The sequence below is a fragment of the Gracilibacillus massiliensis genome, assembly GCF_001458115.1.
GTDB classification, from domain to species: domain Bacteria; phylum Bacillota; class Bacilli; order Bacillales; family Amphibacillaceae; genus Gracilibacillus; species Gracilibacillus massiliensis.
Genome location: NZ_CZRP01000010.1, coordinates 315,189 through 336,396, shown reverse-complemented (window position 1 = coordinate 336,396; position 21,208 = coordinate 315,189). Strand labels below are relative to the sequence as shown.

Genomic DNA, 21,208 nt, shown 5'->3' with positions numbered 1-21,208 from the left:
GCTATCACTTACAGATGGGCCCGCGGCGCATTAGCTAGTTGGTGAGGTAACGGCTCACCAAGGCGACGATGCGTAGCCGACCTGAGAGGGTGATCGGCCACACTGGGACTGAGACACGGCCCAGACTCCTACGGGAGGCAGCAGTAGGGAATCTTCCGCAATGGACGAAAGTCTGACGGAGCAACGCCGCGTGAACGAAGAAGGTTTTCGGATCGTAAAGTTCTGTTGTTAGGGAAGAACAAGTGCCGTTCGAATAGGGCGGCACCTTGACGGTACCTATCGAGGAAGCCCCGGCTAACTACGTGCCAGCAGCCGCGGTAATACGTAGGGGGCAAGCGTTGTCCGGAATTATTGGGCGTAAAGCGCGCGTAGGCGGTTTCTTAAGTCTGATGTGAAATCTTGCGGCTCAACCGCAAGCGGTCATTGGAAACTGGGGAACTTGAGTGCAGAAGAGGAGAGTGGAATTCCACGTGTAGCGGTGAAATGCGTAGATATGTGGAGGAACACCAGTGGCGAAGGCGACTCTCTGGTCTGTAACTGACGCTGAGGTGCGAAAGCGTGGGGAGCGAACAGGATTAGATACCCTGGTAGTCCACGCCGTAAACGATGAGTGCTAGGTGTTAGGGGGTTTCCGCCCCTTAGTGCTGCAGTTAACGCATTAAGCACTCCGCCTGGGGAGTACGGCCGCAAGGCTGAAACTCAAAAGAATTGACGGGGGCCCGCACAAGCGGTGGAGCATGTGGTTTAATTCGAAGCAACGCGAAGAACCTTACCAGGTCTTGACATCTTCGGATGTCCCTAGAGATAGGGAGTTCCCTTCGGGGACCGAATGACAGGTGGTGCATGGTTGTCGTCAGCTCGTGTCGTGAGATGTTGGGTTAAGTCCCGCAACGAGCGCAACCCTTGATCTTAGTTGCCAGCATTCAGTTGGGCACTCTAAGGTGACTGCCGGTGACAAACCGGAGGAAGGTGGGGATGACGTCAAATCATCATGCCCCTTATGACCTGGGCTACACACGTGCTACAATGGATGGTACAGAGGGAAGCAAAACCGCGAGGTCAAGCCAATCCCATAAAACCATTCTCAGTTCGGATTGTAGGCTGCAACTCGCCTACATGAAGCCGGAATCGCTAGTAATCGTGGATCAGCATGCCACGGTGAATACGTTCCCGGGCCTTGTACACACCGCCCGTCACACCACGAGAGTTGGCAACACCCGAAGTCGGTGGGGTAACCTTTGGAGCCAGCCGCCGAAGGTGGGGCCAATGATTGGGGTGAAGTCGTAACAAGGTAGCCGTATCGGAAGGTGCGGCTGGATCACCTCCTTTCTAAGGATAATAGGAACACCTTCTTTGAAGGTGCAAGGATCATACTTGGTTGTTTGGTTCAGTTTTGAGAGATTAATGCTCTCTATATGTACCTTGAAAACTAGATAAGAAAATCAGAAAGTGAAGGAACCTGTAAAGGAACCAACACTTGAACTGATGACAAGACATCAAACAAAAACCAACAAACTTTTTCATGCGTAAGCATTGTAAGTATAGTTAAGTGAAGAAGGGCGCACGGTGGATGCCTTGGCACTAGGAGCCGAAGAAGGACGGGACAAACACCGATATGTCTCGGGGAGCCGTACGTAGGCGTTGATCCGAGAATTTCCGAATGGGGGAACCCTCTACTCGTCATGGAGTAGAACGTATAACTGAATACATAGGTTATANCCACCAATTTCCTCTATATGTACCTTGAAAACTAGATAAGAAAATCAGAAAGTGAAGGAACCTGTAAAGGAACCAACACTTGAACTGATGACAAGACATCAAACAAAAACCAACAAACTTTTTCATGCGTAAGCATTGTAAGTATAGTTAAGTGAAGAAGGGCGCACGGTGGATGCCTTGGCACTAGGAGCCGAAGAAGGACGGGACAAACACCGATATGTCTCGGGGAGCCGTACGTAGGCGTTGATCCGAGAATTTCCGAATGGGGGAACCCTCTACTCGTCATGGAGTAGAACGTATAACTGAATACATAGGTTATACGAGGCAGACCCGGGGAACTGAAACATCTCAGTACCCGGAGGAAGAGAAAGCAAACGCGATTTCCCGAGTAGCGGCGAGCGAAACGGAATTAGCCCAAACCAAAAAGCTTGCTTTTTGGGGTTGTAGGACACTCTACACGGAGTTACAAAACCATTTTTTAGACGAAGCGATCTGGAAAGGTCCGCCATAGAAGGTAACAGCCCTGTAATCGAAAAAGAGTGGACTCCAGAGTGGATCCTGAGTACGGCGGAACACGTGAAATTCCGTCGGAATCCGGGAGGACCATCTCCCAAGGCTAAATACTCCCTAGTGACCGATAGTGAACCAGTACCGTGAGGGAAAGGTGAAAAGCACCCCGGGAGGGGAGTGAAAGAGATCCTGAAACCGTGTGCCTACAAGTAGTCGAAGCCCATTTATGGGTAACGGCGTACCTTTTGTAGAATGGACCGGCGAGTTACGATCCCCTGCAAGGTTAAGTGGAAGACACGGAGCCGCAGCGAAAGCGAGTCTGAATAGGGCGAATAAGTAGGTGGTCGTAGACCCGAAACCGTGTGATCTACCCATGTCCAGGGTGAAGGTCAGGTAACACTGACTGGAGGCCCGAACCCACGTATGTTGAAAAATGCGGGGATGAGGTGTGGGTAGGGGTGAAATGCCAATCGAACACGGAGATAGCTGGTTCTCTCCGAAATAGCTTTAGGGCTAGCCTCAAGGGATGTATGTTGGAGGTAGAGCACTGATTGGACTAGGGGCCCTCACCGGGTTACCGAATTCAGTCAAACTCCGAATGCCAATCATATTACCTTGGGAGTCAGACTATGGGTGATAAGGTTCATAGTCGAAAGGGAAACAGCCCAGACCGTCAGCTAAGGTCCCAAAGTATACGTTAAGTGGAAAAGGATGTGGCGTTGCTTAGACAACCAGGATGTTGGCTTAGAAGCAGCCATCATTTAAAGAGTGCGTAATAGCTCACTGGTCGAGTGACGCTGCGCCGAAAATGTACCGGGGCTAAACGTATCACCGAAGCTACGGATTGTTCTACGAACAATGGTAGGAGAGCGTTCTTCGTGCTGTGAAGTCAGACCGTGAGGACTGGTGGAGCGCGTAGAAGTGAGAATGCCGGTATGAGTAGCGAAAAAGAAGTGAGAATCTTCTTCACCGAATGCCTAAGGTTTCCTGAGGAAGGCTCGTCCGCTCAGGGTTAGTCGGGGCCTAAGCCGAGGCCGAAAGGCGTAGGCGATGGACAACAGGTTGATATTCCTGTACCACCCAATTCCGTTTGAACGATGGGGGGACGCAGAAGGATAAGGAAAGCGCACGACTGGAAGTGTGCGTCGAAGCAGTAAGAGTGTCAGATAGGCAAATCCGTCTGGCAAGCTCAAGCTGTGATCGGGAGGGAAATTTAGTACCGAAGTTCCGGATTTCACGCTGCCAAGAAAAGCCTCTAGTGAGGAAACGGGTGCCCGTACCGCAAACCGACACAGGTAGGCGAGGAGAGAATCCTAAGGTGATCGGGAGAACTCTCGTTAAGGAACTCGGCAAAATGACCCCGTAACTTCGGGAGAAGGGGTGCTCACTTGTGAGTGAGCCGCAGTGAAAAGGCCCAAGCGACTGTTTAGCAAAAACACAGGTCTCTGCGAAGCCGAAAGGCGAAGTATAGGGGCTGACACCTGCCCGGTGCTGGAAGGTTAAGGGGATGCGTTAGCTTCGGCGAAGCGTTGAACCGAAGCCCCAGTAAACGGCGGCCGTAACTATAACGGTCCTAAGGTAGCGAAATTCCTTGTCGGGTAAGTTCCGACCCGCACGAAAGGTGCAACGACTTGGGCACTGTCTCAACGAGAGACCCGGTGAAATTATACTATGTGTGAAGATGCACATTACCCGCGACAGGACGGAAAGACCCCGTGGAGCTTTACTGTAGCCTGATATTGAATGTTGGTACAGCTTGTACAGGATAGGTGGGAGCCTGAGAAGCGTGAGCGCTAGCTTACGTGGAGGCGCTGGTGGGATACCACCCTGGCTGTATTGACCTTCTAACCCAGAACCGTGATCCGGTTCGGAGACAGTGTCAGGTGGGCAGTTTGACTGGGGCGGTCGCCTCCTAAAATGTAACGGAGGCGCCCAAAGGTTCCCTCAGAATGGTTGGAAATCATTCGAAGAGTGTAAAGGCAGAAGGGAGCTTGACTGCGAGACCTACAAGTCGAGCAGGGACGAAAGTCGGGCTTAGTGATCCGGCGGTACCGAATGGAAGGGCCGTCGCTCAACGGATAAAAGCTACCCCGGGGATAACAGGCTTATCTCCCCCAAGAGTCCACATCGACGGGGAGGTTTGGCACCTCGATGTCGGCTCATCGCATCCTGGGGCTGTAGTCGGTCCCAAGGGTTGGGCTGTTCGCCCATTAAAGCGGTACGCGAGCTGGGTTCAGAACGTCGTGAGACAGTTCGGTCCCTATCCGTCGTGGGCGTTGGAAGTTTGAGAGGAGCTGTCCTTAGTACGAGAGGACCGGGATGGACACACCGCTGGTGCACCAGTTGTTCCGCCAGGAGCATCGCTGGGTAGCTACGTGTGGAAGGGATAAGTGCTGAAAGCATCTAAGCATGAAGCCCCCCTCAAGATGAGACTTCCCATCTATTCGATAGAGTAAGATCCCTCAGAGACGATGAGGTAGATAGGTTCGAGGTGGAAGCATGGTGACATGTGCAGCTGACGAATACTAATCGATCGAGGACTTATCTATACTAATAAAGTACGGTTTGTTTGATCCTTGTTTTACTTCTTATCTAGTTTTTAGGGTATATCCCAAGTCTGGTAACGATAGCGGAGAGGTCACACCTGTTCCCATGCCGAACACAGTAGTTAAGCTCTCCAGCGCCCATGGTAGTTGGGGCTCGCGCCCCTGCAAGAGTAGGACGTTGCCAGGCATATATTATTATTAAAATAGTATATTATTTTTATTATCGCGGGGTGGAGCAGTCTGGTAGCTCGTCGGGCTCATAACCCGAAGGTCGCAAGTTCAAATCTTGCCCCCGCAACCAATGGTCCGGTAGTTCAGTTGGTTAGAATGCCTGCCTGTCACGCAGGAGGTCGCGGGTTCGAGTCCCGTCCGGACCGCCATTTTATGACTAACAACCTTAAGATTTTATGCTTAAGGTTTTTTTGTGTATTTAAAGATATGAATCAAAAAGGATTTGGTTGAGCATGATTATACACAAATTCTTTTCCATTTAGCAGTTGTTTTGGTATGATGTTTGTATATTACAGATAATGAACATAGATCTGAGGGATTTATATGGAAGAATTTGATTTTATTAAGTCAATTCAACCTAAATATTATCAGCAACCAACTACAATAAAAGGAATTGGTGATGATGCAGCAATATTAAGGCATACTAATGAAGATATTATTACCACAGTAGATACTATGGTTGAAGATGTCCATTTTTCAACTAGTACGACAGAGCCCTTTCATATTGGTTACCGTGCTTTAGCAGCCAATATAAGTGATATTGCAGCAATGGGAGGTAAACCCACATCCTATTTAGTATCGATTGTCATTCCGAAAAATTGGTCACAAGAATCGTTACAACAGATCTACAACGGAATGAATCAACTGGCAAAAAGATACCGAATGGATTTAATTGGTGGAGATACGGTATCAGGTAAACAGTTATCTTTATCTATCACCGTGATTGGAACGGTTAATAGCAAAAAAGTAAGATATCGAAGCAGTGCCTTAGAAGATGATATAGTCTTTGTGACGGGATCATTAGGAGATTCTGCGTGTGGTTTACATATTTTATTAAACAGTGGTGAATCAGCACGCGATAAATATCAGTATTTTATCGATCGACATCGCATGCCAGAGCCAAGAGTGAATTTTATAAATGAATGTACGACGATTGATAGAATTACCCTAAATGATGTTAGTGATGGTATTGCAAACGAACTAAATGAAATAGCTGAAGCTTCGCATAAAACCATTGTCATTGATTATGATAAGGTGCCCAGTCATCCACTGCTTAAAAATTTCAGCGAGGAACTGCAATATGATTGGAAATTATCAGGCGGTGAAGACTTTGAGCTTCTAGGCACAGTATCCAGTCATAATTGGGAACAGCTAAAAACAAGTGCTGTCAAGACAGGTACACCAATTACTAAGATTGGTATGGTAAAAGGACAGGCTAACCAAAATAGTCTCGTTTGGTTGCTACATAATGACCAACTTAAAAGATTAAAAAAGTCAGGCTATACTCATCTAAGAAGGTGAAATAATGAGTGAATATATATTTGAAACATATACAGAAGAGGAAACAAGACGACTAGCAAATAAACTAGCTCTTTTAATACGACCTGGAGATGTTATTACATTAGAGGGTGATCTAGGAGCTGGGAAAACAACCTTTACGAAGGGACTAGGTGCAGGCCTTGGAGTAAGGAGAACCATCAACAGTCCGACTTTTACAATTGTAAAAGAATATATTGGTGAGATCCCTTTATATCATATGGATGTCTATCGTTTAGAAAATAGTGAAGAAGATATTGGTTTTGAAGAATACTTTAATGGAGATGGTATTACAGTAATTGAATGGGCCACTTTTATAGAAGACTATCTTCCTGAAGAACGCTTAACCATTCAAATAAAACGACTAGATGAGCATAAAAGAGCGATCATATTTAAACCAATCGGTAGCTATTTTGAAGAGATATGTAAGGAGTTATACTAATGAATGTGTTAGCAATTGATACTTCGAACCAAGTACTTGGTGTAGCAATCAGTAAAGACGATGAAATAAAAGCAGAATATACAGCAAATATAAAAAGAAATCACTCAATCGGCTTAATGCCGGCTATTGATCATATAATGAAAGAAACAGAAACAACTCCTGATCAATTGGATCGAATTGTTGTTGCGAAGGGACCGGGATCCTATACAGGTGTTCGAATTGGGTTAGCAACAGCGAAAACAATGGCATGGACATTAAATATTCCGATTGTAGCCGTTTCTAGTCTAGAATTACTTGCACATAATGTGAGACAGCAGAATATATTGATCTCCCCTTTCTTTGATGCCCGTAGAGGACTCGTGTATACAGGACTATACGAAAATAACCATGACCGTATTTTCATTAAAAAAGAGGATCAAAATATCAAAATGGATCAATGGTTAGAGGAATTAAAATCGTTACAAAAACCAGTTGTTTTCTTGAGTCAGGATATCAAACTGCATCAGGCGCTTATAAAAGAAAAGCTCGGTAAAATGGGATCCATTCCCGCTTATATCGATCATTTGCCTCGACCAGGTACGCTGGCACTACTAGGTGCACAAAAAAATCCTGAATCAGTCCATGACTTAACTCCAAATTATATTCGCATGGTAGAAGCAGAAGCTAATTGGTTAAAAGAACAGGAAAACAAGCAAAATGGCTAAGGTCCAATTTCGTAAAATGAAAGAATCAGATATCGAAGCGGTCATGAATATTGATAAACGATCCTTTCCCAAGCCGTGGCCTGAAGATATATATTATGAAGAACTAAACAATAATAACTATGCAGTCTATTTTGTTGCACTAGTCGATAATAAAATTGTCGGCTTTTGTGGTTGTTGGATGATTTTAGATGAGGCACAGATAACAAATATCGCAGTTGATCCAAGCTATCGAGGCAAAGGTTATGGTCAAGGTTTATTTCAATATGTGATTAACTATGGTATTGCACATGGTATTAGGCTTTTGTCGTTAGAAGTGCGAGTATCGAACGTTGCTGCACAAAGAATGTACAAAAATTTTGGATTGCAACCCGGTGGAATAAGAAAAAACTATTATACCGATAATCAAGAGGATGCAATAGTATTGTGGGTGAATTTATGAGTGAATATATTTTAGGAATTGAAACAAGTTGTGATGAAACGGCTGCTGCAATTATTAAAGATGGAACAGAGATTGTTTCAAATGTCGTTGCTTCGCAAATTGAAAGTCATAAACGCTTTGGTGGTGTAGTGCCTGAAATAGCATCAAGACATCATGTCGAACAAATGACGATTGTGTTGGAAGAAACGTTTCGTCAAGCTGCATTAGAAATGAAAGATATCAATGCCGTTGCAGTGACAGAAGGACCTGGTTTAGTGGGTGCTCTATTAGTAGGAGTAAATGTCGCAAAAGGTTTAGCCTATGCACATCAAAAACCGCTAATAGGTGTACATCATATTGCAGGACATATTTATGCGAATCGATTAGAAAAGGAATTCACCTTTCCGTTATTAGCATTGGTTGTTTCAGGAGGACACACGGAACTAATTCTGATGAAAGAACATGGGGATTTTGAAATCATTGGTGAAACACGTGATGATGCGGCAGGAGAGGCGTATGATAAAGTGGCTCGAACTTTAAAATTATCATATCCAGGTGGTCCCAAAATTGATCAATTGGCACACGATGGCCAAACTTCGATTGACTTTCCGCGGGCCTGGTTGGAGGAAGATTCTTTTGATTTTAGTTTCAGTGGGCTAAAATCAGCTGTGATTAATACACTCCATAATGCCAATCAAAAAGGGGAAATATTGAAACAGGAAGATGTAGCAGCAAGTTTCCAAGCAAGTGTAGTGGATGTGTTGACGGAAAAAACCTACAAAGCAGCCAAACAATTTGGAGTAAAACAAGTCATTGTGGCAGGAGGAGTAGCTGCAAATAAAGGTCTTCGTTCGGTTATGCAAACGAAGTTTCAATCTGATAAAGAGATCGAGTTATTATTTCCTCCATTGTCTCTTTGTACAGATAATGCGGCAATGATAGCTGCTGCTGGATCGATTGCATTTCAACAAGGACATCGAGCCTCATGGGATCTCAACGCCAACCCCAGCTTAAGTCTAGAAAAATATGCAGCTCGTTAAAAACTAGGACTCTCTATATGTCCTAGTTTTTTTGTTTGCTTTTTTAGAGTTATGCACAGGAGAAATATTAAAATGTGCATAACTATCGAAAAGCAATGATATCAATTGTTTAAAAAGGGATGGAATTGTGGGTAAAACAAGTTTGAAATGTGGATAATGTGGACAAAGTTGTTAAGAACTGAAGAAACAATACTTAATAAGTGGATAACTTTGTGGATACAATTAAAAAATATGATTAAAGGTAATAGAAAAACAAATAAAAAAATACTCTAATTTATCTAGTTCATTTAGAGTCTACAGAATTATTGACTATTTTTAGTCATGAAATAGAGATTAAAGTAAGCGAAAAGTTGGATTGACGAACATCTTATTAAGCACTAGTATTAATATAAGTAGTTTGGCTTAACAGAAATGAAGGAGGTGTAAACGATTCACTACTTTTACACCTAAGAACTAATTCTCCCACTTTCCAACATGAACCCCTCACATGTGAAAACTATTCCAACACAAGAGATTACTTATCGCTTTCAATCAAAAACTAAATAAATAGGGTGGTTATATGAATGGCGAAATTTAAGGAAGACCAAATTTCTAAAGCTTTGTTAGCAAAGTTATATGAGTCGATGACAGCCCAACCTGATATAGACGAAATTAACGAAGAAGTGTTGCCAAATGATCAGTTTATCGCATGGTGCCAACCAGGAATCCCTTTTCGTCCTGAAGATTTCCTTTTTGCTACTAGAGGAATCGGTGGCGGCGAAGGAGAAGGCGAGGACGTTAGACAAAGGATGCTTCTAGCAGATGAATGGTCGAGATTAACTAATTTCATTCCAAATCCCACTGGAATTTATGACGAAGACTATCAGAAGAAAATGTTTGATACCACCAGTTTTAATCAAGATGGCGTCAGTATGGTGTCTATTTATAAAAATATTTTACAGTTTAGTGAGGTCGCCACAGCTGAATTGGATGAAGAATTAAAAGAGCGGATAGATAGAGTACGAGGACTATTAAAAGAAGTTAAAGAAGTAGAAGATGTGCTTACCGGTGAGAAGAAGGAAAAAATTGATGACAGTGCCTTAGTAAAAGCATACAGGACATATGAGGGAGAGTATGTGGATGAAGCTGTGTTGTATAATACAAAACGATTAAATGCATTAAATTCTGACGATGCAGCGGCTGTACAGGATTTTGCACTAAATGCACCATTATATCGTAGTAAAGTTAAATCAGCATTAAATAAATGGATTAGCAATGGGTATAAATATGATGTGGAACGGATATATGCTTTTCTTGAATCGGTGACACAACGAGATTTGCAATTACTAAAAGCGGAATATCAAGAGGATTTACGTAAATCTGAAATTACCAATCCTGTTAATGGTTCTACTTTTTATTGGACATCTTTAATACCTGCTTCATTACCATTTTCCGATGGTTGGATGAGCTACTCCTTTAAAGAAGCGGAAGTAAGTGAACATAGCAATAAAACAACAAATCAATGGGAAGGAAGTGCAACACCTTCTCTATTAAAATGGTTTAAACCTTCTACATCAGGAGAAACAGAGAAAGAACGAGAAGTGAAGGATACAAGTAATTTTTCGATGTCTTTCGAAGTAGCACAAGCTATGATATCAAGACCATGGTTTGCCCCAGAGTTCTTACTTAGTGATGCATGGAGGTTTTCACCAGATATGCCAAACCTGGCTAATTTAACAACCGCACTATCTGATGGTGAAGTACCGCCAAGTGGCTCGATGATTGCCTACCCAACAACTGCGATTTTTGTTCGAAATGTGCAAGTCGATTTTGATGAATTACATGAAGAAGAAAGTAGTTTTAAACGAGATATTGATGCAGGGTTAGATATTAAGATTGGTCCAATAAAGTTAGCAGGAGGCTCTTACCAAAGAGGTGATGAAGAAACAGATTTCGAATCACATCTCACAGAACAAGGTTTAAGTGTTCCAGGCCTGCAATTGATTGGTTTTAAATGTAAGTTACTGCCTAAGCTACCTAATCCAAATCCAGATGTAGAAAACTGGACATAACAAAGGGTGGTTAACGATGAATAATGCCGCTATTGCAATCATGGAAAAGATCCGTAACGTATATTTGGAAGAGGAAATGAAAGACACACAATTTATTGCGTACAATCCAATCGCAATTCCCCTAACGGAAGATGATTTATCTTTTGGAGACCGTTCTTCTTCTTTATCTGAACAAGAGCGCTTGCGTGCTGCTGCAGACTTTGCAGTAAATATGAATTTAATACCAGAAGTCAGTCCTATATGGAATCATAGTGGGATCATGATATGGGATATAGTAGACCAGATATTTGCAAATGTAACCTTAGCAAAAAATAAACTTTCAGCAGTAGAAGAACAAGAATTACAAGACGCGAAAGATTTTCTTTATCAGGCTATCAAAAACGAAGAAAGTAACGCAGCTATGATGCCTTCCGCACAACTTATAGCATATAGAGAGCATGAGGGACAGTATTTTGATATACAACAAGAATTAAATGAAACTAGAATTAAAAGTAAATATGAAGAAGACCCACAACAACAGGAATTAAATGAAGTACATGTCGAGCAACTTGAGAGTAAAGTCAAACAAGCAATAAGAGATTGGGAAGTAATGGGATATAAAAGTAAAATAGAAAAGGCATTTGCAATCATTGATGAGTTATCTGGTTTAGGGATTCAACAACTTTGGGCGAATTGGAAGGATGACTTTAATCGTTCAAGCCGTACCGATGTCTTAATAGATCGTGAATTTTATGAGACAAGCTTTATGCCTCCTACCTTCTACAAAGACGATCAGCAGGAAAAATGGACAATCGTTACCTTAAACAGAGAGGAAATTAATGAGTTATTAAAGAATAGCACCTATTCTAAATCAGAATTAACAACAGATGAAGAGGTGGAAGAAGCACAATTAGACATTGACATTCTTGAAGTTAAAGCAGAAGTAATCAGGGTCGAAATCGTAAGGAATTGGTTTCAACCAAGTTTATTAATGAATCAGAATTGGAAATGGAAAAATGAATCAGAATTATTATCGGATGGAGAGGATCCGCCAGAGGGAATATTACCAGCCTATCCAACAGCCATGCTTTTTGTACGTAACGTATCGATTACACTTGAAAAGGAATCAAAGAAAAATGAGGTAGCTATTACGGACTTACAACAAGGAAGAAAGTTTGCCTTTGGTCCGATTATACTCGACCAAGTAGCTTCCACGATTAATAAAACTCAAATTCATAAATTGGTAGCCACAAAGCGTATAGAGCCATTAAAAGTAGCACATATTGCCAAACAGATTCCTATGATCAATATTAAAGATGTTCAAAAACAAAGGATTTCATCTCAAGTAATAAAAAAAGCATCTCTCAAAGACTTTTCTACCATTAAACAAACAAGAATCGATGACAAACGACTACAAAGAATTCGCTTAAAAGGAAAAATACGTAAAGCGAAGGGTCTGCTTATCGGTCAGATCATGGATATGCAAAATCAGCCAATTGATGGAGCAGAAATTGAAATAACAGATTTGAAAAGTAAAGAGAGTAAAATAATTAAAACCGATGAAAAAGGAAATTATCAAGTTCGGTTAGAGCCTGGTAACTATCAGATGATTGCTAGTAAAAGTGATTATCTGGAAAAAACAGAAAATATCACTGTAGATCCAGGTAAAAGAAATCATCACAAGATGAAATTACAAAAAGAACCAAGAAAAGAAATCGAAACGGAAGTATTACCCTCGATCCAATTGATTGGTTATATTTGTACGAAGCTTCCTAAGACTCCTAACCCATATAGCCATTTAAATTGGGATTACACAGTTTCCCATTTAAAATAGGAGTGATAAAATGAATGAGTTTTACTTGTCAGCGAGTGTTGGAACCAATGGCGTAAACGACCCTGAAGATATTTTTTGTTTAAAAGAACATTTATTTAAGTTGGGCTATCATTGGATCCAAGTTAATGATCAATTAGATAAAGATCTTACTGATATTATTAATTTAATTCAATCGATGAAAGCAGGAAGGAATAAAGTACATGGTGATGGACGTGTGGATGTTCCAGGTCCCACCTATGATTGGTTAAGAGCAGAAAATGCGCCAAGATGGTTATTAATGCCAGAAGGAGACCAAATTACATTTGCAAATATAGAGAGAGCACAAGAATGGGACCATCATGATTACGGTACGAGCTGGTTAGATAATACAATCCAGCAAGCGGCTGTATGGTATCGTGATCACTATTTGCAGCTTTATCCTGAGGCATCACCGATAACGATTAATGATGTTAGTCTAGAAACAGGAGGTAATACCCCTGATCATCGAGGTCATGAAACCGGATTAGCCTGTGATTTGCGTCTACCTTCGATAAAGGGTACAGCACCTGGGGGAATAACGATAGAAAGTAAGAATTATGACAGGTCGGCTATGCGTGCTATGGTAAGCGCTTTTAATATACAACCATTAACAACAGCGATTTATTTCAATGATCGTCGTTTAATAGAAGAAGGATTATGTGAGTATGCTAGCCACCATGATGATCATGCACATATCGAGATTAAACCTTTAGTTCCATTAGTTGATTATTCCGATCGAATTGGACTTCTTTGGCAACAAACCCTATCTTATTTCGATGGAGAAAATTGTGAACCAACAGAATATCCAATGACTTTAGACGGCTTCCAGACTTATATAGAAGATGTAGGAGTGAACTATTTTTCTGCTGAAGAAATGCTCACTCCACATCATCCGGACATAGCAAGACAACTAGGTATGAACTTATTTTTACCACCGCATAAATGGTGGAAAAAAGGAGCAGCATTAGTATCATTAGCTGATCAAATAAGAGAGTTGGTCAATGAGCCAGTAAGAATGCGTAATTGGTGGAGACCATTACGCTATAATCAACATCCTATAGTTGGTGGTTCCTTAACTAGTGATCATATCACGGCAGATGGGATAGACATTGATTTTAGAAGTACAGCCAGTAGGAAACAGGCAGAGGAATATTTACTAGGATTATATGAGCAGGAAGATTGGCTGGAATTGTCATTAGGACTTGGTGGCAGATCGATCCATTTTGGTTTCTTATCGCCGAATAAAAAGCGAAAGTGGTATTATAAAAGCTATCATAGTGTAACTGAATAATAAAAGGAGCTGGTGTCTTCCAGCTCCTACTCATGCAATGTTTCCCATTCTTCCATTAATGCTTCAAGCTTTTCTTTTAATGTATCATTATTGGTGGTAAGCTCTAGGGCTTTTTCATGGTCTTGAAAGACCTCGGGATCACATAAAAGGGCATCTATTTCTTCCATTTTAGATTCTAATTGTTCAATTTGATCTTCAATTTCCTGAATTCGACGTTCCTTTTTACGTTGTTCTTTTTTGAGTTGCTTTTCTTTCTCAAAATTTGATTTTGTCGTTTCAGTTTTTTCTACTGTTTGTTTTTCTGCTTTTTTAAGTTCTGCTAATTCTTGTTCTTCTTGTTTCTTTTCGACATAATAATCATAATCCCCTATATAAAGGGTTGTCTTATTTGCTTGCATCTCCAAAATATGTGTAGCTAATTTATTAATAAAGTAACGATCATGTGAAACGAAAAGTATCGAACCGGGATAATCAATTAGAGCAGCTTCTAAAACCTCTTTACTATCTAAATCTAAGTGGTTAGTCGGCTCATCTAATAATAAGAAATTAGATTTCTCCATCATTAATTTTGCAAGCGCCAGACGCGCCTTCTCCCCACCACTTAAAGCAGAGACATTCCGCAAGACATCATCGCCACTGAAAAGGAAGTTTCCTAGAATCGTACGAATATCCTTTTCATTCATCATCGGATAGTCATCCCATAGTTCATTTAATACGGTTTTTTTATTATTTAATTGTGTTTGTTCTTGGTCATAATAGCCGATTTCGACGTTGGCACCTAACTGAATTTGACCTGATGCGGGATGTAATTGGCCAATAATCGTTTTAAGTAATGTTGATTTCCCGACACCATTGGGTCCAACTAGTGCCACACTGTCGCCACGTTCAATGTGTAACTGCAGGTTGGAAAAGATATAGGGATCTGATGATTGATAGTGAAAAGCTAAATCATTAATTTTTAAAACATCATTGCCACTTCGTCGTTCAATACTAAATGAAAATTTGGCAGAACTTTCATCACCAGCTGGTTTATCCATTACTTCCATTTTTTCTAATTGTTTTCTCCTGCTTTGAGCGCGTTTAGTGGTGGAGGCTCGTACAATATTTTTTTGAATAAACTCTTCCATTTTCTTAATTTCATTTTGTTGTTTCTCATAGAGTTTAATGTCTTTGTCAAAATTAGCCGCTTTTTGTTTAAGATAATTGCTATAATTGCCATGGAATTTTGTAGAATGATGGCGTGAAATTTCATAGACAATATTCACGGTTTTATCTAAAAAATATCGATCGTGAGAAACAATGACAACGGCACCTTGATAGCCATTTAAGTACGTTTCTAGCCATGTGAGTGTTTGTATATCTAGATGGTTGGTCGGCTCATCCAAAATCAGTATATTAGGTTTTGTCAGTAATAACTTCCCTAACGCAAGCCTTGTCTTTTGACCACCGCTTAAAGTGGCAATCGATGTTGTCCACATCGATTCTGGAAAATCAAGACCATTTAACACCGCCTTCACATCTGCTTCATATTGATAGCCGCCCGCTTGTTTAAAATCTTCTTGTTTTTGATCATAGTTAGCTAATAATTGCTCGTATTGTTCCGTGTTCGCAAGTAGTTCAGGATCTCCCATTTGTTGTTCCATGTTACGTAATGCTTGTTCTTCTTTTTTTAGATATTCAAAAATTTTAACCATCTCGTCCCAAATGGTTTCAGTCGAATCTAAACCGGAATGCTGTGCCAAATAACCGAGGGAAACATCTTTTGGTTTATGAATCTCCCCATCGTCATAGCTAAGTTGACCAGAAATAATGTTTAGCAAGGTAGATTTACCAGCACCATTCCGACCGACAATTGCTATACGATCCTGATTTTTTATTTCTAACTTTATATTCGATAAGATTAGCTCTGCGCCAAATCGTTTTGTTAAATTATTCACCTGTAAATAAATCATATCCATTCACCTCTAATATATTAAGTGTATCTAAAAGCAGATATACCTGCAAGCACGGTTATTTATCAATAAGTGAATAATTTCACGACAATTATATGCTTTTCTGTTAAGATAGATAGTAAGTAAAAACATTCACAAAACCATAGCGTTAAAAGTAAGGGGAATGAATGATGTCGAATCAAAATAAAATACCACAAGCAACAGCGAAACGTTTACCATTATACTATCGTTTTTTAAATAATCTCCATATCCAAGGGAAATCACGTGTCTCCTCAAAAGAATTAAGTGAGGCAATGAAAGTCGATTCTGCGACGATTCGACGTGACTTTTCTTATTTCGGTGCATTAGGGAAAAAGGGGTATGGATATAATGTCGAATATTTGCTCGGCTTCTTTCGAAAAACATTGGATCAAGATGAAAATACACCTGTAGCACTAATAGGTGTAGGGAATTTAGGGACAGCCTTTTTAAATTATAATTTCACTAAAAACAATAATACCAAAATAGAAGTGGCATTTGATGCCGATAAGCGAAAAGTAGGAAAGTCGATTGGAGATATTGAGGTACATCATATAGATGATATGGAACAAAACCTAGGTGATATTTCTGTCGCTATTTTAACTGTACCTGTTGCAGAAGCACAAAACATAACCGATCGATTAGTAAAGGCTGGGGTAACAGGTATTCTGAACTTTACTCCTGCAAGAATTACTGTTCCAGAAAGTGTACGTGTACACCATATTGATTTAGCGGTAGAATTACAGTCACTTGTCTATTTTATGAAACACTACCCACTAGAAGATGATGAATAATCCAAACTATCTATGACATTTGAAAAGGGCATGACGTTGTAAATTAACGTCATGCCCTATCTTTTTAAGAACTATTTTTTCTCATTTTCTTTTGCTTTTTTAATTCGATAATGTAAGGTAATTAAGCGGATCGCAACAACAAAATCAATAGTAGCGAATAGTGCTAGTGCAATCGTAATAAAGTTAAAAACCGTTTCTTCTGCCGATTGAATGGCGATGTAGGTGAATAATGCACCTAAGCCAATGTACAAAAAGGCAGATCGTAATGGTGAAATACGCATAATCTTAGTAGCCTCCAATGATAATCAACTGTAACTGCTCCAACTGTTTCAATTGTTCTTCTATTTGCTCTGGATCTATCGATAACTGTCCAATCACCGCATAAGTGTTAATCGCCATATGAGCGATAATTGGTACAATAATTCGTTTGGTTTCTACATATAAGAAAGCAAAAACCATTCCTATTGCTGTATAGGTTAATAAATGACTGAAATCCATATGGACGGCTGCGAAAATAACACCTGATAATAAAGCTGCAAAAAAGAAATTCATTCTTTTATGAAGGCTGCCAAAAATTGCTTTTCGGAATACGAGCTCCTCAAGAATAGGTCCTAATACCGAAATAATTATAATAAAAATTGGCGCCTGTCTAGCAATATTCATCAGATCCATGGTGTTTTGAGATCCAGGCTTTATCCCGAAGACAAATGTTTCGATTAAAACGGCAACAATTTGTGTGATAAACACTAATATAAAACCTAACACAGACCAGAGGATAATAGTTCCAATCTGCTTCTGTTCCGACTGGAAAAAGTCTGACACTTCATCTCGTAAAAAATAAATAGAGACAATAAGTGCTAGCGCAAAAGTTGCAACCGACCATCCTACTGAGAACATTTCCGGATTTTCAATCTGTTTTATAAACGGTAATGCTAATGCACCTGACAGTTGCATTGCAATATACGTTATGATGAGGTAAATATACTTTTTAGGCAACGTTTAACGACTCCCTTAAATACTTTTTATTTCATGATATGTATTTTAACATAAACTACATTTAGATTCCCTTATAAACACTGGGTTTGAGGCGTGTTTATTTAGAGCTAGCCCCACTTTTAGCCCCACTTTCTTCTAAACTACTGCTAAATAATTTGACACTCTCTTCTTCTAATTCCTTAAAAACATGACCGTACACATTATAAATCATTCCTGGTGTATTTCCCAAACGTTCTGCAATGGCTTTAACATTGGCGTTCTTATTAATTAAGATGGTAGCGTGTGTGTGCCTTAGACCATGAACGGTAATTTTTTTCACTTTTGCTAGTTTTATCAATTCTCTAATCTTTTGATTGACATAACTATTTGTGACAGGATCAGCTATTCGATTTGTTATAAATACTGTATGTCCTTTATTTAAACTTATACCAAAACGAAATAGCGTTTCTCTGCACCACTTTTTATATGCCTCTAATTGTTGAACTAGTACATTATCAATCAAGATAGTACGATAACTGTTAGCGGTTTTAGGTGACCTTGTACCCCATTGATCACGCGTTTTATTCACATTAATTGTTTTTTCATCGAGATCTATATCGTCCCATGTTAAACCCAGTAGCTCGCCACATCTTACACCTGAATAAGCTAGTAACATAGTAGCGGTGTAGGTTGTAATATCCGCATGTTGTTTAGTTGTTTCTAATAGTTTATTTAATTCCTCAGTTGTTAGATAATTTTCTTCAGCAGAATTTCCCTTTTCGGAACTAAGATTTGTTAGTGTGATTTTATTAAATCGGTTTCTAATTAAGATCTCTTCATCTACAGCTGCATTAATAGCGATCTTAAATATATTGTGGTATGCTTTCACAGTATTCACTTTCCACTTTTTAAGAAGAGGATTAATAAAAACACGTCTGTAGGTAGTTTTATCTAACTTTTGCAACTTGTAATGGCCGATGGCGGGCTTGATGTGTAATCGAATGATATGTTCTCTTGTAACTGCAGTAGAAAGCTTCCATTCATTCTGATGTGTTTCAAACCAAATATCTAACCATTCTGAAACGGACATATTATCATAATCAACCTGTTTTGTTTCTCCACGAAGTGTAGATGCCTTTATTTCTAGTAAGGTCTTATACGCTTCTTTTTCTGTTTTAAAACCACTCTTCTTCTTTTCTTTGCGCCTTCCTACATTATCATAATACTTATGACGGTAACACCATAACTTTTCACCTGTAGCATTGAAGTAATAATACAGTTCAGGATCCTTCCGTGACTTATTTAATTTACTCATAATACCTATCCTTTCTAAGCGTGGGCAGATGCATATGAAGGAATATAGGTATATTTTTTGAGTAGTATAAAAAATAGAGTGAAGATATCTTACCTAAAGTATATAACTCAACTTTCGCAGCTAGAAAAAAGCATTCCATATAACTAGCTGTAAAGCTTATTACTGTTCAAATATGCTCATTGACAATCGAAATAGGTATAAAAAAACACCTCAACTTTTGGTATAGTGTAATTGACTAGAAAACACTACCAATACAGAAGAGGTGTCTCCTATATGATAGCGAATAATGACCAAAATAATCAACTACCAAATGAACTTTCCTCCACTTTTAAAGAATTAGACGTGTATAAGCATCTTAGAAAAGCTGGTATTACAAAGTCTGTCGGCTTTACTTGTGCCTATCTTTTTCAATTGATTTTTTGTTTGATCTTTGAAAATAAGAACTGGTATCAAGTACTTCAAAGTAACAAAGCGAATGATTGTCCAGAGAAGAATGCCGTCTATCGCTTTTTAAACAAATCTACCTTTGCTTGGAGAAGGTTTTTACTATTTCTAAGCGCTCATACCATTGGAAAAGTAACGAACTTAACGAGTCATGATCGACCAAAAGTATTGATTGTCGACGATTCTTCGTATGATCGTAATCGCAGTAAATCCGTTGAATTATTAGCTCGCTGTTTTGACCATGCATCCCAAAAGATGCGCTTTTATAAAGGATTCCGTATGCTCACGCTTGGCTGGTCAGATGGTGCAACGTTCATTCCAGTGGACTTTTCCTTATTGAGCTCAAAGAAAAGCCAAATCAATGGTATATCATCAAAAGTTGATAAGCGTAGTTCCGGTTATAAACGTAGAGTAGAAGCATTACAAACCGCACCTGAACAACTACCAGGTATGGTGGAACGCGCCATGAATGCCGGTATCGATGCTTCCTATGTGCTGATGGACTCTTGGTTCACGTATCAGCCTCTCGTTAAGGAAATAAAAGAGCAAGGGTTGGACGTCATTGGCATGGTAAAGAACTTGAAACAGCGTTACCTTGTGAATGGCCAACGTGTAAGCTTAAAGGACCTTTATCGTTTTGCGAAACCAACAGGGGGAAAGAAAGGCATTCTTCGTTCGATTCATACCACACAAGCGAATGGCGTTCCTATTAAAGTTGTCTTTGTTCGTAATCGAAATAAAAAGAGTGAATGGTTAGCTATTCTAAGCACCGATTGTACACTTAGTGATCAAGAAATCATTCGTATTTATGGGATGCGATGGGACATTGAAGTTTTTTTCAAAACAACAAAATCTCTTTTGAAGCTTCAAAAAGAGTTCCAAAGTCGTTCGTATGACGGTTTAATTAGTCATACGACCATCGTATTTGCACGATATATTATTCTCTCGTGGCAAAACCGATGTAGCACAGACGAGCGAACACTTGGCGGCATGTTTTATGAATTATGTGATGAAATTCATGATCTCGATTGGGCTGTGGCACTTCAGCAGTTGATCGAGCTTCTTGAAGATGCCTTGAAACAGAGCAACAAGAAGGTACAAAAATTAATCAAAAATCAAGTCCAACACTGGATTGCAGGATTACCTATCTACATCAGGGCTTACCTGCCTATTTCAGTGTGCGAAAGTTGAGTATATAATAAATATAGCTACCCTTCACTTATGAGAGTACATCTGCCCACAATTTTATTAGAACTTGTCATATACAATTTCTTTAACAACTGGTATTACTTCATCATAAAAGTAGAATCGTTTTCTTGACTTCTTTCGTTCTATTGCTTTCATCCTGACATCTTGTAATATTTCTTCTTCTAAGAAACGTTTTGACATGCAAAGTTTTTTAGCTAGAGTGTCCACATCAATCATTAATAAAGAATCTCTTATCATCTCTTCTATTCGTTGAGTTATTTGTTCTTTGATCTCATCTTCGTTCACAGACACGTCAATTTGGGCAATAGGTATAGTAATCACTTCCTTTATTATTTTTAATTACTTCATTTTTGTTCTATATCAGACTATTTATTTATGGAGAAACGTTATCTCATACGTAA

Annotated in this window: 15 protein-coding genes, 2 tRNA genes and 3 rRNA genes; 15 read left to right on the top strand and 5 right to left on the bottom strand. The window is 39.8% G+C overall.

Features of this window, described 5'->3' with window-relative positions; genetic code table 11:
• From BN3107_RS03695 to BN3107_RS03635, 13 genes are all read left to right on the top strand, one after another.
• Positions 1-1,329: ribosomal RNA gene (locus BN3107_RS03695) — 16S ribosomal RNA — on the top strand; the annotation flags it as partial.
• 535 nt (positions 1,330-1,864) lie between these two features.
• Positions 1,865-4,778, top strand: a 23S ribosomal RNA gene (locus tag BN3107_RS03690).
• Positions 4,779-4,845: 67 nt separating this feature from the next.
• Positions 4,846-4,962, top strand: a 5S ribosomal RNA gene (rrf, locus tag BN3107_RS03685).
• 37 nt (positions 4,963-4,999) lie between these two features.
• Positions 5,000-5,076: transfer RNA gene (locus BN3107_RS03680), tRNA-Met, on the top strand.
• 2 nt (positions 5,077-5,078) lie between these two features.
• A tRNA-Asp gene (locus BN3107_RS03675) sits at positions 5,079-5,155 on the top strand.
• A gap of 175 nt (positions 5,156-5,330) precedes the next feature.
• Positions 5,331-6,308: a thiamine-phosphate kinase gene (gene thiL, locus BN3107_RS03670; RefSeq protein WP_058306288.1), complete on the top strand. Its 978-nt coding sequence runs from the start codon at positions 5,331-5,333 to the stop codon at positions 6,306-6,308.
• Positions 6,309-6,312: 4 nt separating this feature from the next.
• Positions 6,313-6,765, top strand: a complete 453-nt coding sequence (gene tsaE, locus BN3107_RS03665; protein ID WP_058306287.1) for a tRNA (adenosine(37)-N6)-threonylcarbamoyltransferase complex ATPase subunit type 1 TsaE — start codon at positions 6,313-6,315, stop codon at positions 6,763-6,765.
• On the top strand, positions 6,765-7,469 hold the full coding sequence (gene tsaB / locus BN3107_RS03660) for a tRNA (adenosine(37)-N6)-threonylcarbamoyltransferase complex dimerization subunit type 1 TsaB (RefSeq protein ID WP_058306286.1): 705 nt from the start codon (positions 6,765-6,767) through the stop codon (positions 7,467-7,469). Before tsaE ends, tsaB begins: the two co-directional genes overlap by 1 nt.
• Positions 7,462-7,908: a ribosomal protein S18-alanine N-acetyltransferase gene (gene rimI, locus BN3107_RS03655; protein WP_058306285.1), complete on the top strand. Its 447-nt coding sequence runs from the start codon at positions 7,462-7,464 to the stop codon at positions 7,906-7,908. Before tsaB ends, rimI begins: the two co-directional genes overlap by 8 nt.
• A complete protein-coding gene (gene tsaD / locus BN3107_RS03650; protein WP_058306296.1) occupies positions 7,905-8,927 on the top strand; it encodes a tRNA (adenosine(37)-N6)-threonylcarbamoyltransferase complex transferase subunit TsaD in 1,023 nt (340 codons plus the stop codon). The genes rimI and tsaD overlap by 4 nt, the downstream gene beginning before the upstream one ends.
• A gap of 563 nt (positions 8,928-9,490) precedes the next feature.
• Positions 9,491-10,978, top strand: coding sequence for a hypothetical protein (locus BN3107_RS03645; protein WP_058306284.1), 1,488 nt, complete (start codon positions 9,491-9,493; stop codon positions 10,976-10,978).
• A 16-nt stretch (positions 10,979-10,994) separates the two neighbouring features.
• Positions 10,995-12,791, top strand: coding sequence for a carboxypeptidase-like regulatory domain-containing protein (locus BN3107_RS03640; protein WP_058306283.1), 1,797 nt, complete (start codon positions 10,995-10,997; stop codon positions 12,789-12,791).
• 10 nt (positions 12,792-12,801) lie between these two features.
• Positions 12,802-14,100, top strand: coding sequence for a hypothetical protein (locus tag BN3107_RS03635; RefSeq protein WP_058306282.1), 1,299 nt, complete (start codon positions 12,802-12,804; stop codon positions 14,098-14,100).
• A 26-nt stretch (positions 14,101-14,126) separates the two neighbouring features.
• Here the strand turns inward: BN3107_RS03635 and BN3107_RS03630 are convergent, their stop codons facing one another.
• Complete coding sequence (locus BN3107_RS03630) at positions 14,127-16,052, bottom strand: ABC-F family ATP-binding cassette domain-containing protein (protein WP_058306281.1); 1,926 nt, start codon at positions 16,050-16,052, stop codon at positions 14,127-14,129.
• Positions 16,053-16,222: 170 nt separating this feature from the next.
• Here BN3107_RS03630 and BN3107_RS03625 point away from each other — a divergent pair, with 170 nt between their 5' ends.
• A complete protein-coding gene (locus BN3107_RS03625; RefSeq protein ID WP_148434649.1) occupies positions 16,223-16,864 on the top strand; it encodes a redox-sensing transcriptional repressor Rex in 642 nt (213 codons plus the stop codon).
• A gap of 71 nt (positions 16,865-16,935) precedes the next feature.
• Here BN3107_RS03625 and BN3107_RS03620 read toward each other — a convergent pair whose 3' ends face one another.
• The 3 genes from BN3107_RS03620 to BN3107_RS03610 form a co-directional block, all read right to left on the bottom strand.
• Positions 16,936-17,145, bottom strand: a complete 210-nt coding sequence (locus tag BN3107_RS03620) for a YdiK family protein (RefSeq protein WP_058306279.1) — start codon at positions 17,143-17,145, stop codon at positions 16,936-16,938.
• A gap of 4 nt (positions 17,146-17,149) precedes the next feature.
• A complete protein-coding gene (locus tag BN3107_RS03615; RefSeq protein ID WP_058306278.1) occupies positions 17,150-17,860 on the bottom strand; it encodes a CPBP family intramembrane glutamic endopeptidase in 711 nt (236 codons plus the stop codon).
• A 97-nt stretch (positions 17,861-17,957) separates the two neighbouring features.
• On the bottom strand, positions 17,958-19,154 hold the full coding sequence (locus tag BN3107_RS03610) for a tyrosine-type recombinase/integrase (RefSeq protein ID WP_058306277.1): 1,197 nt from the start codon (positions 19,152-19,154) through the stop codon (positions 17,958-17,960).
• Between the two features lie 273 nt (positions 19,155-19,427).
• On the opposite strand from BN3107_RS03610, the gene BN3107_RS03605 reads away from it, so the two are divergent.
• Positions 19,428-20,789, top strand: coding sequence for an IS4 family transposase (locus BN3107_RS03605; protein WP_058306276.1), 1,362 nt, complete (start codon positions 19,428-19,430; stop codon positions 20,787-20,789).
• Positions 20,790-20,846: 57 nt separating this feature from the next.
• On the opposite strand, the gene BN3107_RS03600 is transcribed toward BN3107_RS03605, so the two are convergent.
• The gene (locus BN3107_RS03600; protein WP_231735244.1) at positions 20,847-21,128 is read right to left on the bottom strand and encodes a hypothetical protein; all 282 of its coding nucleotides are present in this window, start codon (positions 21,126-21,128) and stop codon (positions 20,847-20,849) included.
• Between the last annotated feature and the right edge of the window lie 80 nt (positions 21,129-21,208).

Coding starts and splice junctions, on each gene's coding strand:
- BN3107_RS03605 (WP_058306276.1), top strand. CDS start 19,428: ATGATAGCGAATAATGACCAAAATAATCAACTACCAAATGAACTTTCC.
- BN3107_RS03630 (WP_058306281.1), bottom strand. CDS start 16,052: ATGATTTATTTACAGGTGAATAATTTAACAAAACGATTTGGCGCAGAG.
- BN3107_RS03635 (WP_058306282.1), top strand. CDS start 12,802: ATGAATGAGTTTTACTTGTCAGCGAGTGTTGGAACCAATGGCGTAAAC.
- BN3107_RS03610 (WP_058306277.1), bottom strand. CDS start 19,154: ATGAGTAAATTAAATAAGTCACGGAAGGATCCTGAACTGTATTATTAC.
- BN3107_RS03625 (WP_148434649.1), top strand. CDS start 16,223: ATGTCGAATCAAAATAAAATACCACAAGCAACAGCGAAACGTTTACCA.
- tsaB (WP_058306286.1), top strand. CDS start 6,765: ATGAATGTGTTAGCAATTGATACTTCGAACCAAGTACTTGGTGTAGCA.
- tsaD (WP_058306296.1), top strand. CDS start 7,905: ATGAGTGAATATATTTTAGGAATTGAAACAAGTTGTGATGAAACGGCT.
- BN3107_RS03620 (WP_058306279.1), bottom strand. CDS start 17,145: ATGCGTATTTCACCATTACGATCTGCCTTTTTGTACATTGGCTTAGGT.
- rimI (WP_058306285.1), top strand. CDS start 7,462: ATGGCTAAGGTCCAATTTCGTAAAATGAAAGAATCAGATATCGAAGCG.
- thiL (WP_058306288.1), top strand. CDS start 5,331: ATGGAAGAATTTGATTTTATTAAGTCAATTCAACCTAAATATTATCAG.
- tsaE (WP_058306287.1), top strand. CDS start 6,313: ATGAGTGAATATATATTTGAAACATATACAGAAGAGGAAACAAGACGA.
- BN3107_RS03640 (WP_058306283.1), top strand. CDS start 10,995: ATGAATAATGCCGCTATTGCAATCATGGAAAAGATCCGTAACGTATAT.
- BN3107_RS03645 (WP_058306284.1), top strand. CDS start 9,491: ATGGCGAAATTTAAGGAAGACCAAATTTCTAAAGCTTTGTTAGCAAAG.